This window comes from Pandoraea pneumonica, assembly GCF_049918595.1.
Taxonomy (GTDB): domain Bacteria; phylum Pseudomonadota; class Gammaproteobacteria; order Burkholderiales; family Burkholderiaceae; genus Pandoraea; species Pandoraea pneumonica_A.
The window spans coordinates 539,947-556,111 of the sequence record NZ_JBNCRZ010000003.1 but is presented as its reverse complement, the minus strand read 5'-3'; the positions used below and the strand labels follow the sequence as shown (position 1 = coordinate 556,111).

Annotated in this window: 17 protein-coding genes; 8 read left to right on the top strand and 9 right to left on the bottom strand. The window is 63.2% G+C overall.

Annotation, left to right across the window (positions count from 1 at the left end; all coding sequences use genetic code 11):
* Positions 1 to 9 precede the first annotated feature (9 nt).
* From ACPWR9_RS15040 to ACPWR9_RS15025, 4 genes are all read right to left on the bottom strand, one after another.
* On the bottom strand, positions 10 to 1,200 hold the full coding sequence (locus ACPWR9_RS15040) for a PLP-dependent aminotransferase family protein (protein WP_426298816.1): 1,191 nt from the start codon (positions 1,198 to 1,200) through the stop codon (positions 10 to 12).
* A 156-nt stretch (positions 1,201 to 1,356) separates the two neighbouring features.
* Positions 1,357 to 2,253, bottom strand: a complete 897-nt coding sequence (locus ACPWR9_RS15035; RefSeq protein WP_426298815.1) for a DMT family transporter — start codon at positions 2,251 to 2,253, stop codon at positions 1,357 to 1,359.
* 73 nt (positions 2,254 to 2,326) lie between these two features.
* Positions 2,327 to 3,025: a VOC family protein gene (locus tag ACPWR9_RS15030; protein ID WP_426298813.1), complete on the bottom strand. Its 699-nt coding sequence runs from the start codon at positions 3,023 to 3,025 to the stop codon at positions 2,327 to 2,329.
* A 166-nt stretch (positions 3,026 to 3,191) separates the two neighbouring features.
* On the bottom strand, positions 3,192 to 3,530 hold the full coding sequence (locus ACPWR9_RS15025; protein ID WP_426298811.1) for a DUF2917 domain-containing protein: 339 nt from the start codon (positions 3,528 to 3,530) through the stop codon (positions 3,192 to 3,194).
* Between the two features lie 276 nt (positions 3,531 to 3,806).
* Between ACPWR9_RS15025 and ACPWR9_RS15020 the strand changes: the two genes are divergently transcribed.
* From ACPWR9_RS15020 to ACPWR9_RS15000, 5 genes are all read left to right on the top strand, one after another.
* Positions 3,807 to 5,234 (top strand): PLP-dependent aminotransferase family protein, encoded by a 1,428-nt coding sequence (locus ACPWR9_RS15020; protein ID WP_426299374.1) that lies wholly within the window; start codon positions 3,807 to 3,809, stop codon positions 5,232 to 5,234.
* Between the two features lie 204 nt (positions 5,235 to 5,438).
* A complete protein-coding gene (htpG, locus tag ACPWR9_RS15015) occupies positions 5,439 to 7,325 on the top strand; it encodes a molecular chaperone HtpG (RefSeq protein WP_426298809.1) in 1,887 nt (628 codons plus the stop codon).
* Positions 7,326 to 7,517: 192 nt separating this feature from the next.
* Positions 7,518 to 8,132 carry a chorismate--pyruvate lyase family protein gene (locus tag ACPWR9_RS15010; protein WP_426298807.1) on the top strand — a complete coding sequence of 205 codons (615 nt, stop codon included), beginning with the start codon at positions 7,518 to 7,520 and terminating at the stop codon, positions 8,130 to 8,132.
* A 7-nt stretch (positions 8,133 to 8,139) separates the two neighbouring features.
* Positions 8,140 to 8,664 carry a DNA-deoxyinosine glycosylase gene (locus tag ACPWR9_RS15005; RefSeq protein WP_426298805.1) on the top strand — a complete coding sequence of 175 codons (525 nt, stop codon included), beginning with the start codon at positions 8,140 to 8,142 and terminating at the stop codon, positions 8,662 to 8,664.
* Between the two features lie 78 nt (positions 8,665 to 8,742).
* Positions 8,743 to 9,573, top strand: coding sequence for a spermidine synthase (locus ACPWR9_RS15000; protein ID WP_426298803.1), 831 nt, complete (start codon positions 8,743 to 8,745; stop codon positions 9,571 to 9,573).
* Between the two features lie 138 nt (positions 9,574 to 9,711).
* Here ACPWR9_RS15000 and ACPWR9_RS14995 read toward each other — a convergent pair whose 3' ends face one another.
* From ACPWR9_RS14995 to ACPWR9_RS14980, 4 genes are all read right to left on the bottom strand, one after another.
* On the bottom strand, positions 9,712 to 10,053 hold the full coding sequence (locus ACPWR9_RS14995) for a DUF2322 family protein (protein WP_426299372.1): 342 nt from the start codon (positions 10,051 to 10,053) through the stop codon (positions 9,712 to 9,714).
* 114 nt (positions 10,054 to 10,167) lie between these two features.
* Entirely contained in the window at positions 10,168 to 11,364 is a 1,197-nt protein-coding gene (locus tag ACPWR9_RS14990) for a benzoate/H(+) symporter BenE family transporter (protein WP_426298801.1), read from the bottom strand.
* A gap of 53 nt (positions 11,365 to 11,417) precedes the next feature.
* The gene (locus ACPWR9_RS14985; protein WP_426298799.1) at positions 11,418 to 12,593 is read right to left on the bottom strand and encodes a vWA domain-containing protein; all 1,176 of its coding nucleotides are present in this window, start codon (positions 12,591 to 12,593) and stop codon (positions 11,418 to 11,420) included.
* 13 nt (positions 12,594 to 12,606) lie between these two features.
* On the bottom strand, positions 12,607 to 13,449 hold the full coding sequence (locus ACPWR9_RS14980; RefSeq protein ID WP_426298797.1) for an AAA family ATPase: 843 nt from the start codon (positions 13,447 to 13,449) through the stop codon (positions 12,607 to 12,609).
* A 282-nt stretch (positions 13,450 to 13,731) separates the two neighbouring features.
* Between ACPWR9_RS14980 and ACPWR9_RS14975 the strand changes: the two genes are divergently transcribed.
* A complete protein-coding gene (locus tag ACPWR9_RS14975) occupies positions 13,732 to 14,088 on the top strand; it encodes a c-type cytochrome (RefSeq protein WP_150678810.1) in 357 nt (118 codons plus the stop codon).
* Positions 14,089 to 14,125: 37 nt separating this feature from the next.
* Entirely contained in the window at positions 14,126 to 14,527 is a 402-nt protein-coding gene (locus ACPWR9_RS14970) for a c-type cytochrome (protein ID WP_426299370.1), read from the top strand.
* A gap of 188 nt (positions 14,528 to 14,715) precedes the next feature.
* Here ACPWR9_RS14970 and ACPWR9_RS14965 read toward each other — a convergent pair whose 3' ends face one another.
* Positions 14,716 to 15,147, bottom strand: coding sequence for a DUF1841 family protein (locus tag ACPWR9_RS14965; RefSeq protein WP_426298795.1), 432 nt, complete (start codon positions 15,145 to 15,147; stop codon positions 14,716 to 14,718).
* 89 nt (positions 15,148 to 15,236) lie between these two features.
* Here ACPWR9_RS14965 and ACPWR9_RS14960 point away from each other — a divergent pair, with 89 nt between their 5' ends.
* Positions 15,237 to 16,145, top strand: coding sequence for a DMT family transporter (locus ACPWR9_RS14960; protein WP_426299368.1), 909 nt, complete (start codon positions 15,237 to 15,239; stop codon positions 16,143 to 16,145).
* The last annotated feature ends 20 nt before the right edge of the window (positions 16,146 to 16,165 follow it).

Genomic DNA, 16,165 nt, shown 5'->3' with positions numbered 1-16,165 from the left:
GCGACCGGCTCAGGCCGCGCGGCGCGTCAACGCTTCGGCGATCAGTGCGCCCAGCCGTGCGACACCCACTTCGATTTTCTCGGGCGGCACGGTCACGAACGACAGGCGCAACGTATTCGACTGCGGGGTGCCGACATAGAACGGCGCGCCCGGCACGAACGCCACATTCTGCGCGATCGCTTTTTCCAGCAACTGCATGGTGTCGATGCCCGCGGGCAATGTCAACCAGATGAACATGCCTCCCGCCGGCGTCGTCCAGTTGGCACCGTTCGGCATGTGCTTCTCAAGCGAGGTCAGCATGGCCTTGGCCTGCGCCGCGTAGAGCGTGCGGATCGACGGGATATGCGTTTCAAGGAACCCGTCCTTGACCACTTCGTAAGCGATGCGCTGCGTCAGGCTCGGCGTGTGCAAGTCGGCGGCCTGCTTGGCCTGCACCAGCTTGGCGATGACCGGTTGCGGGCCGATGATGAAGCCCAGACGCAACCCCGGTGCGAGCACTTTCGAGAACGAGCCCATGTACAGCACGTGATCGGGCGCGAGCGACATGAGGCTCGGCAGACGCTGGCCTTCGTAGTCGAGTTCGCCGTACGGGTCGTCTTCGATGATGGCGAAGCCTTCGCGCTTGGCGACTTCCGCGAGCGCCTGGCGGCGCGCGAGCGGCAGGCGGCGGCCGGTCGGGTTCTGGAAGTTCGGCATCGCGTACAGGAAGCGTGCGCCGCTCACGAGTTCGGGCGTCAGCGCGTCGGGCAGCAGGCCGTGTTCATCCGTCGGCACCGGTACGTACTGGGGCGCGAACAGCGAGAACGATTGCAACGCACCCAGATAGCTCGGCGCTTCGACGATCACGCGGCTGCCTTCGTCGATGAAGACTTTGCCGATCAGGTCGAGGCCTTGTTGCGAACCGGTGGTAATCAGCACGTTCTCCGGCTTGACCGTGAGACCGTCGCGCGAATAACGCTTGGCAATCCATTCGCGCAGTGGCGCATAGCCTTCGGTGGCGCTGTATTGCAGGGCGGCTTGCGGCGACTCGGTCAGTACGCGCTCGGCGGCGGCGCGCATTTCGGCGACCGGGAACGTGGCGGGCGAGGGCAGGCCGCCAGCGAACGAAATGACTTCGGGGCGCTCGGTGACTTTCAGAATTTCACGGATCGCCGAGCTGGTCAGGTTGCGGGCACGTTCGGAATATTGCCAATCATGCATGATGGTCTCGCTTCGATAAGGCGGCCACCCGGATGTCGGGGAGTCGGGCAGGCCGCGAGTGTCAGGGCGCGTAGATGCCGGTCGCTTAGCAGCATGGGCGCGCCCGAGGGGGCAGGCAGTGTCCGGCGCAGGGATCGCAGGCGCCGGGCAGTGCCTTCAGACCGGTTTGCCCGTGAGTCGCGAGGCGCCGATCTTCATGTTCTTGCCGAGTGCAATGGTCAGGACGACGCCAGCGGCGAAGAGCCATGTCACCGTGTCGACCTGTTCGCCGAAAAAGAGGGCGGACAGCGCAATCGTAAAGAAAATTTGTAGCAATTGTACTTGGCCGACGCGTGCGATTCCGCCCATGGCCAGACCGGCGTACCACGCGAAGAAGCCGATGAATTGCGAGAACAGCGTGACGTAGGCGAAGGCACCCCACGCCCGTGCGCTCACCGGCCACGGCTGGTGCCAGGCCAGCCAACCGACCGGCAGCGCCAGCACGGGAGCGCTGACGACGAGCGCCCAGCAGATCACCTGCCAGCCACCCATTTCGCGCGCCAGCTTGCCGCCTTCGGCATAACCGAGGGCACCGATGACCACGGCGAGCAGCATCAAGCCGTCGGCGGCGTGCAGGGTGCCGCCGCCTGCACGCAGTGCGAAGGCAATCACCAGCACGCTGCCAGCCAGCGCGCACACCCAGAAGCCGCGCGACGGACGTTCACCGCCCAGCCAATAGGCGTAGATCGCGACGAAGAACGGTTGCAGGCCGTTGACGACGGCGCCGTGCGAGGCGGGGATCGTCTTCATGGCCCATGCAGAGAACACCGGGAAAGCAATGATGACGCCAAGCGAGGTGATCGCGAGGCTCTTGAGCTGACGCATGGTCGGCCACGGCTCACGACGCCACCACAGCAGCGCCCCCGCGAAGATCGCCGCCACCAACGCGCGTCCCAGGCCGTTGAGCAGCGGGTTGACTTCGGCCACGACGATGCGCGTCATCGGCAACGTCAGGCTGAAGATGAGGACGCCGATCAGTCCGAGCAGCATGCCTCGTGATTCGCGGGAATTCATGGTGTCGCCTCTAGTGTTTCTTTATCGTGTCGCCGCCCGCCATGCGTTGTGCCGGGCGCTCGCGGGGGAGGGTCTAACGCAACGTGCGCGGACCGTTCGGGGTTTCAAATTCAGCAACGAGGGTCGGTTCGACCAGCGTCGCCTCTACATTGACCAGTGCGCTGGCGCCAAGCCATTGCAATTGATCGGCAATCGCCGCCGCCTGCGGGTGAAAGCCGCGCAACGACGTCACTGCGCAGCCGGTCTCGGGCAAGGCATCGGCTGGGTGCTGCGGCGTATCCCACTGGATCAGCGTCGGCAACAGCCCCTGCCCCGCGCCTTGCCACGCGGGCAGGCTGCCGTCGTCGGGCACGCCGATCTGCCACGTCAGCGCGCCGCGCTGCATGGCGATGACGGGGGCCAGTCGCTGCGGATACTGCGCTTGCCAGCGGGGCAGCGAGCGCGGACGTTCGACGCGCGCCACCCAATGTGCCAGATACGGACCCCGTGCCACGCGGGTGCGCACGGCCTCGTCGTCCAGACCGAACCAGCGTGCGCGACCCGGTGCCGGGGCGTCCGGATCGATCGCGATGATTTCCAGATACGTGCCGCCCCACAGGCCCAGCAGGCTGTTGTGCGTGCCCATGCGCGCATGCTTGCCGCCGCGCTGCGGCACGATGTCGGTGAGGCCCAATTGTTCGATGACGTGGGCTTCACCGGCATCGAGCGTGTCGGCAGCGACGACGAGATGGTCGAGTTTCAAGGCGTGGTGCGGGAAGTTGGAAACACTCATGTTCTGATTCGGCTCGGGCAATGGCGCACACGGATACTCGGATTGGTCGGTGTGTCGCGCGGCAAAACCGTAAGCTTACTCCGCGTGGATGCTCATGCAGCGTGTCCTTATCCAAATCGGCCGCGTGCCCACTTTCAGACACCCGGCCGATCGCACGAACGGCCGCTTACCCGCGCGATAGCGTACGTCCAGCCACCCGTGCCGACACGTCGCGCCACAGCAGGCGCCAGCCCAATCGACGCGGGGCGCGGTGCCCCGGCAGGGCGGCCAGCGACATCGTCGGCTGGCTCACACGCAGGCGGGCGCCGTCCTTCCAGGTGCCAAGCCAAATTCGTTGACCCGCTCGCATCTCGAAGCTCTCGCCCGCACGCAGCCAGTGGTCAACGCTCTCGTTTTCCACCGTCAGCCAAAGCAGGCCCTGCAACACTTGCAGCGTCTGCGGCGTTTCGTTCTGCCAGAACACGGTTTGGTCCCCGTCCAGCTCGAAGAGTCGGATTTCACGCATAGCGGTCTCCAGTTGAGTGGACACTTTATCGGTTAACTCCGGTACAGTACCGGTACAGATATTCAGGTAATTGACTGTACAGTTCGGGATTGACAGGGAAATTGGCTAGCGTAGAGTGGCGTCCCATGAGTGATGCGAAGCAGACACTTTCGGTACGGGCGGTGGTCAGCCGCCAGTGCGAGGGACAAACACCCGACGCTTCGCAAGCGCTGGCGCCGGCACAACCGGCTACGCCAGCCATCCCGACAAGGTGGAAAGACGATGACAACGAACCGCATTTCTCCGCTGGCACTGGCGGACAACGCCGCGCTCGATACGGCGCGCATGACACTCGTCGACCAGCTCGTGCATTGGGCAAGTCTTCGTATCGAGGAGCGTGTGTTCCTGCCGGGCATGCGCATGCCGTCGATTCGATCGCTCGCGGAAGACAAGCGCGTGTCGCGCTTCTCGGTGGTCGAAGCCTACGAGCGGCTGGTCGCGCAGGGGTATCTTGAAGCCCGCCGAGGCTCGGGCTTCTATGTGCGCGAGCGGCCTGTGATGGCGCAGCAAAACGCCAGCGCGCCGATGATCGCGAAGGGGCCGATTGACGTGCCCTGGCTCGTGCGCAGCATGCTCCACACCGTGGCACCCGAACGCGGCCCCGGCATGGGCTATTTGCCGCCGAGTTGGCTCGACGCCGACATGATGACGTCGGCCATTCGCTCGATGAGCCGCCAATCGACGATGTATCTCTTGCAGAGCGGAAGTCCGCATGGGTTTTTGCCGCTACGCGTGCAATTGCAGACGCAACTCGCCGAGCTGGAAATCGGTGCGCGCCCCGATCAGATCGTGTTGACTTCAGGCATTACGCAGGCCGTCGACTTTCTGTTGAAACTGTACGTCCGGGCTGGCGACACCGTCTTGGTCGGCGACCCCGCGTGGTTCGTGATGTTCGGGCGCAGCGCGTCGCAGGGCGTGACACCCATCGGCGTGCCGTACACGCCAGAGGGCATCGATGTGCAGGCGCTCGAACGGCTAGTGCAGCAGCATCGCCCCAAGATGCTGATCATTAATTCCATCTTGCAGAACCCCACGGGTACGTCGCTAACGCCCGCGCGTGCGTTCCAGATTCTGCGGCTCGCAGAGCAGTACGACTTCATGGTGCTCGAGGACGATATCTACTGCGATCTGTGCCCGCCGCATCAGCAGGTCGCGCGTCTGGCGAGTCTCGATCAGTTAAAGCGTGTGATCTATCTCGGCAGCTTCTCGAAGACACTCGCGGCGAATCTGCGTGTGGCATTCGTGGCGGGCTCGCCTGAACTGGCAAAGACCTTTGTTGATTACAAGATGCTCGCCGGGTCGACGACGCCGGAGATCAATGAACGCATCGTGTACAAGGCGCTGACCGAAGGCCACTATCGCCGTCACGTTGAGCGCCTGCGTTCGCGGCTCGACGAGGTGCGCGATGGCGCGCGGCGGCGTCTGGAACACATCGGCCTGCGCATGTTCGGCGATCCGACGTCGGGCATGTTCTTCTGGGCGAATACCGGCGTCGACACTAGCGCGGTGGCAGCCGCTGGCCACGAGGCGGGCTTCCTGTTTGCGCCGGGGGCGCTGTTCTCGCCGCGTCAGGCCCCGAGTACGTGGATGCGGATGAACGTCGCATGCTCGAGCGACCCGTCGATGCTCGCCTTCCTATCGCGGCAACTGGAACTCGCGGCCTGATGGGCGTTTGCCCACTGCGCCGCAAATTCGGCCAACTTCGCACAATTCTCCACAAAATAACCCTCCCGCCGGCCTTGAAATGAAGGCCGGCCGTCCCTATGTTCCGAGCTGTACCGCGAGAGTGGCAGCGCGTGCGCAAGTGCGCCGGACCGCGGACAGCGTCGAATTTCCATTCATCTCACCGTTTCACGAGGGTTCCCGACCATGGCGCAAGAAACCATGAGCTTTCAGGCAGAAGTTAAGCAACTTCTGCAACTGATGATTCATTCGCTGTACAGCAACAAGGAAATCTTCCTGCGCGAATTGATCTCCAACGCTTCCGATGCCGCCGACAAGCTGCGCTTCGAAGCGATCAACGACGGCGCGCTGTATGAGCAGGACCCGGAACTCAAGATTCGCGTGTCGTTCGACAAGGACGCCCGCACCCTCACCATCGAAGACAACGGTATCGGCATGAGCCGCGATGAGGCCATCGCCCATCTCGGTACGATCGCCAAGTCGGGCACCAAGGAATTCTTCTCGCGCCTGTCGGGCGATCAGCAGAAGGATGCGGCGCTCATCGGCCAGTTCGGCGTGGGCTTCTACTCGGGCTTCATCGTCGCCGACCGCATGACGGTCGAATCGCGCCGTGCCGGCTTGCCCGCATCGGAAGGCGTGCGTTGGTCGTCGGCCGGTGAAGGCGACTTCTCGGTCGAGACGATCGAGCGTGCCCCGCGCGGTACCGCCATTACGCTGCACCTGCGCGAAGGCGAAGACGAGCTGCTGTCGTCGTGGCAACTGCAATCGATCATCCGCAAGTATTCCGATCACATCTCGCTGCCGATCGTGATGCGCGGCGAGACGTGGGACGAAGAGAAGCAGGCCATGGTGCCCGCCGAGACCGACGAGACGGTCAATCAGGCCAGCGCGCTGTGGACCCGCAGCAAGAGCGAAATTACCGACGAGCAGTACACGCAGTTCTATCAACACATTGCGCACGACATGCAGGCGCCGCTCGCCTGGACGCACAACCGTGTGGAAGGGCGTAGCGAATATACGCAACTGCTGTATGTGCCGGGGCATGCGCCGTACGACCTTTGGGACCGTAATTCGCAGGGCGGTCTTAAGCTCTACGTGAAGCGCGTGTTCATCATGGACGACGCCGAGCAACTGTTGCCGAACTATCTGCGCTTCGTGCGCGGGGTGGTCGATTCGGCCGACTTGCCGCTGAACGTGTCGCGCGAAATCTTGCAGGAAAGCCGCGACGTGAAGGCGATTCGCGAAGGCTGCGCCAAGCGCGTGCTCGGCCTGCTCGAAGATTTGGCGGAAAACCAGCAGGACAAGTACACGCAGTTCTGGGGTGCGTTCGGTCAGGTGCTCAAGGAAGGCGTCGGCGAAGATCACGCCAATCGCGAGCGCATCGCCAAGCTGCTGCGCTTTGCCAGCACGCATAGCGATTCGGCGGAACAGAACGTGTCGTTGGCCGATTACATCGGCCGTATGAAGGAAGGTCAGGACAAAATTTATTACGTCACGGCAGAGAGCTGGGTGGCCGCGAGCCACAGCCCGCATCTGGAAGTCTTCCGCAAGAAGGGCGTGGAAGTGCTGCTGCTGACCGACCGCGTGGACGAGTGGCTGCTGTCGTATCTGCATGATTTCGATGGCCGTGCGCTGGTGAGCGTGGCCCGTGGCGATCTGGATCTGGGCGCGCTCGAAGACGCTGGCGAAAAGGCCGCGCAAGAGAAGACCAGCGACGAACTCAAGCCGCTCCTCGAGAAGATGAAGGACGTGCTGGGCGAGAAGGCGAAGGACGTGCGTGTGACGTTCCGCCTGACCGATTCGCCGTCGTGCCTCGTCTCGGACGAGCAGGACATGAGCGGCACGTTGCAGCGTCTGATGAAGGCGGCCGGGCAGAAGATGCCGGAATTCCGCCCGATTCTGGAGATCAACCCGGAACATGCGCTGATTAAGCGTCTGAGCGCCGAGAGCGCCGATCTGTCCGACTGGACGCAACTGCTGTTCGACCAAGCCATGCTCGCCGAAGGCGGCAGCCTGGAAGACCCGGCAGCGTTCGTGAAGCGCACTAACGCGTTGTTGCTGGCGGCACGCTGATGGCGGCGATATCGCGGTAGGGAAGCGATCGATACGCGATAGACGTGCGATAGATGCGCGATAGCGATCGAAGCAAAGCCCGGTATCGAAAGGTGCCGGGCTTTTTGCATTTGGCGCTGGGCGAGAACGTGGGGCACAAGTGGTGCATGGTTGGCGCGCGCGTCGGGTGTCGCCCCTTTATAATTCCGAGCCATGACTTTCCGATTCGATGTAAGCGGGCGGCACTGGCAGGCTGTCCCGTCGCCGGCGCTCTCTCGCCGTCATAAGGACTGGTTGACCCGGGGTGGTGCGCTCACGCGTCACTTGTCGACGCTTGGCCGCGTGAGCGTGCGCGTCGTCGCCGAGCGCGTGATGCCCGCCGACGCCGATCAATGCCGCGCCATCGGCGTACCGTTGCGCACGCCGATGTGGGCGCGCGATGTCATTTTGCTGGTCGACGACGAGCCCGTCGTGGTCGCGCACAGCGTCACGCCGCTGGTGCACAGCCGCTCGGTTTGGCAAGCGATGCGACGTCTGCGTACGCGGCCGCTGGCCGATCTGCTGTATCACGACCCGACGGTGACGCGCTCCGTGCTGGTCTCGCGTCCGTTAGGGCCGAGTCACTTGCTGCATGCACGGGCGCGACACGATGCGCGCGACCCGCTGATTGGTCTCACACCGCGTGCGCGCTTGTGGGCGCGTCGCTCGGTGTTTCTGCGTCATGGGGCGCCGTTGCTTGTCACCGAGGCGTTTCTGCCGCGCTTCTGGCGCCGGCTGCAAGCGTCGCATCTCGCGTCGTCGGCGTCTTCGACGCACGCCGCCGTCTGAGCGATTCATGTCCACTACGTCCCCCGATCTCAAGCGCAACTTCCCGCCGGTGGTGGATGCCAACACGCGCGTGCTTATCCTCGGCAGCCTGCCCGGTGAGGTGTCGCTGGCGCATCAGCAGTACTACGCCCATCCGCAAAACCGGTTCTGGCATCTCGTCGGTGAAGTGATCGGCGAGCCGCTGCCCACGCTGGACTACGCTGCGCGACTCGCGACGGTGCGTGCGCATGGCATCGGCTTGTGGGATGTGGTGGCGCAAGCGCATCGTGAAGGCAGTCTCGATAGCAATATTCGCTTGGACGCGGGCAGCGATCTTGTTGGATTGATGGCGACGTTGCCGTCGCTGCGCGCGGTTGCATTCAACGGTGGCACGGCGGCACGTATCGGCCAGCGTGCGCTGGCGCAGGGCGGCTTGACGATACCCGTCGTGCTGCTGCCTTCAAGCAGTCCGGCGTACACGATTCCCTATGCGACCAAGCGCGACGCGTGGCTCGCGCTACGCGATTTCGTTTCGACGACACCGCTCGCTTAAGTCGCGTGCCGAGTTGTGCCGCACGAACCCGGTACAATGCGAACCCATCGGAATTTCCCGAATCTCCCCGAAGGACTCATGACCCTCATCAAACGCAAATCCATCGAAGCCGAAGCGTTCGTCGCAGAAGATCGCCCCGCCCGTCGTTACACGCCGCGTTTTGCGCCGGTGACTTTTTCTGAACAGGGTGGCGTGCGTTACCTGCATTTCGGCACGGAGTGGGTGCAAGGTGCGATGCGTCTGTCCAAGCCCGATCGTATCGAGCTGGAATACGCGCAGCAGATGATGGCGTGGTTGTTGTTCATGCGCGCCCCGAAGCATGTGGTGCAACTGGGTCTGGGCACGGGCTCGATCACGAAGTTCTCGGCGCAGCATTTCCCGCGCACGCAAGTCACTGCCGTGGAACTGAACCCCGCCGTGGTGGTGGCCGCGCGCACGATGTTCAGCCTGCCGAGCGACTCGCGCCGTCTCAAAGTGATCGAAGCCGACGCATGGGACTTCGTCACCGACGCCGCGAATCAAGGCACCGTCGATGTGCTGCAAGTCGATCTGTACGACGCGACGGCACGTGGCCCCGTGCACGACACGCCTGCGTTCTACAAGGCTTGCCGTGCTGCGCTCACCGCGCCGGGCATGCTCACGATGAACCTGTTCGGCGATCACGACAGCTATCCGAAGAACATCCGCCGCCTGCGTCAGGCATTCGACAATCGCGTGATCGAATTCCCGGAAGTGCATGACGGCAACGTCATCGTGCTGGCCTTCAACGGCCCGCTGCTGTCGGTGGAGTGGAAGGACGTGGAAGCGCGCGCCAAGGTGGTGGAAGCCGCCACGGGCTTGCCTGCAAAGCGCTGGGTCAAGCAACTGCGCTCGGCCAATGGCGATGGCGGTCCGGTGCTGACGATCTAACGTCACGTCGCACACGTTGCCAGATGCAAAAACGCCAGCCGAAAGGCTGGCGTTTTTTCATGGTGCCGCGAGAAACGCGTGAGGCGAATGAGCGCGTTAGCCGCGTCAGTCGCATCTACGGCATCAACCGAATCAGCGTCAGGCAGCGATCTCGTCGATGGTCAGCGCGTCGCCACCGGCCACGATGGCCAGCAGTCGGTCGACGTTCGGGTGCGCACCCGGACGGTTGCGCGCATCGGCGGTGTGCTCGGCGAACACGGCCAGGCCGTGCTCCGCCGCTTTGGCGTCGAGCGTACCGAAGGCTTGCTTCAGATAGTGATACACCGCGAGCGAGCCTTGCTTGCCCGGTGCGTTCTCGATGGTGGCCACGACGCCACCGCTGGCGTCGCGCAGTTCGATGCGCGCAATGCCGTCGATGGTGATGCCGTTCGCGGTCATCAGCGCGAGGTTTTCCTTGAAGACCGGGGTCGGTTCGATCACTGCCATTGTCTTGCTACTCCTGAAATTGAAATGCGTGGCGGGCGAAATGGTATCACTTCGGGTATCACTTCGATGCCCTCATTTCGCCCCGCATGGATAGGGGCGCGTACGGACTCAGTCGCGTCGCCATTGGAGAATCGCGAGCGTGACCACGCCAGCGATCAAGCCCCAGAAGGCCGAGCCGATGGAGAGCAGCGTAAGGCCTGACGCCGTCACCATGAACGTGATCAATGCCGCTTCGCGCTGCTTCGTGTCGCTCATCGCATTGGCCAGCCCGTTCATTATCGAGCCGAACAGCGCGAGGGCGGCGATCGACACCACCAGTGCCTTCGGGAAGGCGGCAAACAGCGCGGCAATCGTTGCGCCGAAGGTGCCCGCGATCAGATAAAACACACCGCTCCAGACCGCTGCCGTGTAGCGCTTGTTCGGATCTTCGTGCGCTTCGCGCCCGGTGCAAATGGCCGCCGTAATCGCCGCCAGATGAATGCCGTGCGAACCGAACGGCGCGAGCAGCACCGACGTGATGCCCGTCGTCGAGATCAGCGGCGAGGCGGGTACCTTGTAGCCGTCGGCGCGCAACACGGCCAGCCCCGGCACATTCTGCGACGCCATCGCCACGACGAACAACGGAATGGCAATGCTGATGGTGGCGGCGAGCGAGAACGACGGCGTCGTCCAGACCGGTTTTGCGAGCGCAATGTTGAAGTGGCTGAAGTCGAGCAAGCCCAGCCCGCCCGCGACCGCTGTCCCAACGATGAGCGCCAGCAGAATCGCATAACGCGATGCGATGCGTTTGACGATCAGATACGTGAAGAACATGGCGAGCACGAGTGCCGTCTGGTGCTGTGCTGCGACGAAGATCTCCAGCCCGATGCGAAATAGAATGCCCGCGAGCAGCGCGGAGGCGAGGGCAGGCGGCACGCGCCGCATGATCGTCTCGAAGCCGCCCGTCAGCCCGCAGATCGCAATGAGCGCGTTGCAGACGATGAACGCCCCGATGGCTTCGCTATAGGGCACGCCCGGCAGCGAGGTAATGAGGAGTGCCGCGCCCGGCGTCGACCACGCAATGACGACCGGCGTGCGGTAGCGCAGCGACAGGCCGATGGTGGTCACGCCCATGCCGATCGACAGCGCCCAGATCCACGACGAAATTTGCGCCGCAGAGAGATGCGCGGCCTGGCCCGCCTGAAACATCAACACAAGCGAACTCGTGTAGCCGGTCATCATCGCCACGAAGCCAGCCACGATGGCTGAGGGCGACGTGTCTGCCAGAGGCCGCAATGGGGGCAGCGCAGGGGTGCTGGACGTCATGGGAAGGGTGTCTCGTCTTTGTCTATTCTTGTGGGCGCGCAGCGCGGCCGGTCTTACTTGCTGAGCGTGCGCATGGCGGTCTCGAGGCCAGCCAGCGTAATCGGGTACATCCGGTTAGCGAAGAGCTGGCGAATCACCGAAATCGATTGCCGATATTGCCATAGCGCTTCGGGCTCGGGGTTGAGCCATGCATGCTTGGGGAAGCGATCGATGAAGCGGCGCAGCCACACCGCACCCGCTTCCTTGTTGTTGTATTCCACCGAACCGCCCGGTTGCAGCACTTCGTACGGACTCATCGTCGCGTCGCCCACGAAGATGAGTTTGTAGTCGGGCGGGTACTTGCGCAGCACGTCCCACGTGTCGAAGCGCTCGTTGTGACGCCGACGGTTCTGCCGCCACAAATAGTCGTAGACGCAGTTGTGGAAGTAATAGAACTCAAGGTGCTTGAATTCGGATTTTGCCGCAGAGAACAGCTCTTCCGTACGCGCGATGTGGTCGTCCATCGAGCCGCCCACGTCGAGCAGCATCAACACCTTCACATTGTTGTGGCGCTCGGGCACGAGCTTCAAGTCGAGCCAGCCCGCGTTGGCAGCGGTCGCGCGAATCGTGTCGTCGAGATCGAGCTCTTCGGCCGCCCCTTCGCGTGCGAACTTGCGCAAGCGGCGCAGCGCGACTTTGATGTTGCGGGTGCCGAGCTCGACCGTGTCGTCGTAGTCGCGGTAGCTGCGCTGATCCCACACCTTCACCGCCGTGCGATTGCCGTTGCTCTCGCCGCCGATGCGGATGCCTTCCGGGTTGAAGCCGCCATTGCCGAATGGCGACGTGCCGCCCGTGCCGATCCACTTGCTGCCGCCTTCATGACGACCTTTCTGCTCGTCGAATAGTTGCTTGAGGCGCTCCATGAGCTTATCGAGGCCACCCAGCGCCTGAATGCGCGCCTTGTCTTCGGGCGACAACTCGCGCTCCATGCGCTTCTTGAGCCAGTCGAGCGGCACTTCACCGGAGGCGTCGACAATTTGCTGCACGCCCTTGAAGTACGCGCCGAACGCCTGATCGAACTTGTCGTAATGCTTCTCGTCCTTCACGAGCGAGAGCCGCGCGAGATAGTAGAACTCGTCGAGCGAGGGCGCGATGACCTGACGTTGCAGCGCTTCGAGCAGCGTCAGGTATTCCTTGACCGAGACGGGCAGCTTGGCCGCTCGCAGGGTGTAAAAGAAGTCGATCAGCATGACGTTGGCGCGCTTACCGGTTGGCGCGGTTCATGAAGACGAGGCGCTCGAACAGATGCATGTCCTGTTCGTTCTTGAGCAGCGCGCCCGCGAGCGGCGGAATGGCCAGCTTGTTGTCGGCACTGCGCAACGCCTCAGGGCCGATCTCTTCGGCCATCAGCAGCTTGAGCCAGTCGATCAGTTCCGAGGTCGACGGTTTCTTCTTCAGGCCGGGAATCTCGCGCACTTCGAAGAAGGTCGCCATCGCGGCGTTCACCAGTTCGTGGCGGATGTTCGGGAAGTGCACGTCGATGATCGACTGCATCGTCGACGGATCGGGGAACTTGATGTAGTGGAAGAAGCAGCGGCGCAGGAACGCGTCGGGCAATTCCTTCTCGTTGTTCGACGTGATGATGACCAGTGGGCGATGACGCGCCTTGACGAGTTGACGCGTCTCGTAGACGTAGAACTCCATCCGGTCGAGTTCGCGCAGCAAGTCGTTCGGGAATTCGATGTCGGCCTTGTCGATTTCATCGATGAGCAGCACGGTCTGCTGCTCGGCCTCGAAGGCCTGCCAGAGTACGCCCTTGACGATGTAATTGGCGATGTCGCGCACGCGCTCGTCGCCCAGCTGCGAATCGCGCAGACGCGAGACGGCGTCGTACTCGTAGAGACCTTGCTGTGCCTTGGTGGTCGACTTCACATGCCATTGCAGCAGCGGCATGTCGAGCGCCGCGGCGACTTCCTCGGCCAGCATGGTTTTGCCGGTACCGGGTTCGCCTTTGATGAGCAGGGGACGTTGCAGCGTGGCCGCCGCATTGACCGCGAGTTTGAGATCGTCGGTGGCGACGTATTGGGAAGAGCCTTCGAAGCGCATTGTCTGAGCCGTCCGCAAACAGCCGGCCAACCGGCCGGGCAGGGGAAAAACTTCAGTATAAGACAATGCGCATACGGCTCGCTCGCGGTGTGAAATTGTTCCGCCGCATCAAGGGGTTGCGAAAAAACTTCGGAGAACTGTGCGGGTCAGCCCCGAGTTTGCGCATCAGGGGGTGTGGGTTACAATCGATTGCTTTTTTCACGGGTCGCCGGCCTTGGAGTCAGGACGACGACCTGCGTGTTGCGGGCCGGTATTCCAACCAAAAACGTTCCCAAGAAGACCATGAAAAAGTTCCTCACGATGATGGCGCTGGCGCTCGGCAGCACGTCGCTCACCGCGATCCATGCGGCCGAACTCAAGCCCAATCCCGAGGCGGCAAAGGACAAGGTCGCCATGTGTATTGGCTGCCACGGCATTCCCGATTATCGGACCGCGTTTCCGGAGGTGTATCACGTGCCCCGGATCGGCGGACAGAATGCGAAGTACATCGAAAACGCCCTGAAGGAGTACGCCAAGGGCGATCGCAAGTTCCAGACGATGCATGGCATCGCAGCCACGTTGACCGAGCAGGACATCGTCGACATTGCCGCGTACTACGCGGCGCAAACGGCGTCGACGCCGGTCAATCCCCAGAAGTAAAACGTGCGTGGCTGAGGAGAACACGATGAAGCAATCGATGGCAAAGGCCGCTCTCGCGGCGTCCCTGGCGCTTGGCGCCACGCTCGCCGGCGTTGCCGGCACCGCTCACGCTGCGGGCAATATCGCCAACGGCAAAGCACTCGTCGACAAGGGCATGTGCGTGAGCTGTCACGGCGCGAACCTGAATGCACCGATCAGCCCGGAATATCCGAAGCTGGCCGGTCAGTACGCCGACTATGTCTACAACGCGCTGCGCGCGTATCAGAACGAACAGAGCCTCGTCTTCGGGCGTAGCAACGCCATCATGAAGACGCAGGTGATGTCGAACCCGGCGACGATCGGCAAGGACGGCAAGCCGCGTCCGTTCACGTCGCAAGAGCTGAAGGACATGGCCGCGTATATCGAATCACTGCCGGGCGATCTGGTGACCAAGAAGTAAGCGGCGGCAATACGCGGCAGAAATACGCGGTAGACCCTCAGTGCGCGGCCGTGATCGGCGGCGCGCGATGGCAAGCCGCGGTAGAAAGCAAAAAACGACGGTTGCGTGATGGCAACCGTCGTTTTCTTCGTTCTTGTCGCAACCGGCGCGGTGTGGCTGATGCGGGGCGCTAAGGGCCGAGCCGTCGCTTAACGCGACGCTTGCTGCTCGATGCGTTGCAGATAGGCGTCGGAATCGGGCGGCTGGCCGCTGCGCTGGGCTTCCCACAGCGTTTGTCCGAGACAGTCCATGATGCGATGCTGCGCTTCGTGCGGTGAGTCGAGCCGGTTGGTGAGCCGCTCGTAAGCGGCGCGAATGCCGGGCGGCTGGTCGATGGAGACTTGCTCGCTGATGGCCAGGTGCATCGACAAATGCAGGAACGGATTGGTCTGACCGGCTTCGGGCGAGTAATCGCGCGCGCTCGCTTCTTCGGTGTCGGCGAGGGCGTCGTGGTATTCCGGATGTTCGTTGATCCAGTCGGCGGCAATGGTTTCGAGCGGTGTGAGAATGCTGCCGCCGCGTTGCTTTTGCCAAGTGGTGCAGAAGAATTGCCGCACTTCATCGCGGCTGGGATTGAACATGGGGACTCCGTGGGGTTCTCGTGACGCCAAACAGGCCGTATTGTCGCTCAATTCGCTTAATCATGTCGCGCAGCCCCCATTCCTCCGCCATGCCTGCCGCCGCCCAGAACGCCCGTCCGCCATCGGCCTGGGGCGGTATTACGTTGATCGCCGTGTCGGCCTCGGCATTCGGTGCGATGGCGATCTTCGCGCGTGCGGCTAGCGCGTCCGGTGCCGATATTTTCGCCATGCTGCTGTTCCGGTTCGTGCTGGCGTCGCTGCTGCTGCTCGGCTGGTGCCGCGTGCAGCGCGTAGCGTTCCCCTCGCGCAAGCAATCGCTGGGCATCGCGCTGATGGGCGGCATCGGTTACGTGGGGCAGTCGCTGTGCTACTTCGGCGCGCTGCAATATGCACAGGCCTCGCTCGTCGCGCTGCTGCTTTATCTCTATCCGGTGTTCGTGACGGTGCTGGCAGCGATTTTCCTGCATGAACGCCTGACACCCGTGAAGCTCGGCGCGTTGCTGCTGTGTTCGCTCGGCACCGCGCTTACCGTGGGCGGCGGGCACGGGCAGCCGCTTGGCATGGCGTTGGCGGTGGGCTCGGCGTTGATCTACTCGTGCTACATCGTGGTCGGCGCGAAGCTCACGCGCGGTGTGGATGCCCGCGCGACGGCGACCCTCGTGTGTCTGGCCGCCACGGTCTCGTTCAGTGCCATGGCGCTGATCCGCGCCGGGCAGGGGCTGTCGCTGCACTGGCCCGCGAATACGGGCGGCTGGGCGGCGCTGGTGGCGATTGCGGTGTGCTCCACCGTCATCGCCATCCTGACGTTCTTCGCCGGTCTGCAACGGCTCGGTGCGGGACGCGCCTCCATGCTCTCGACGCTGGAACCCGTCGTCACCGTGTTGCTCGCGGCCATGCTGCTAGGCGAAACGCTCACCGTCGCGCAGTTGGGCGGCGGAGCGCTGATTCTGGCTGGCGTGCTGTGGCTGTCGGCGCGCGGCACACCGGCAAGTGCCTGACTTCGCTTGAGGACGCTGGC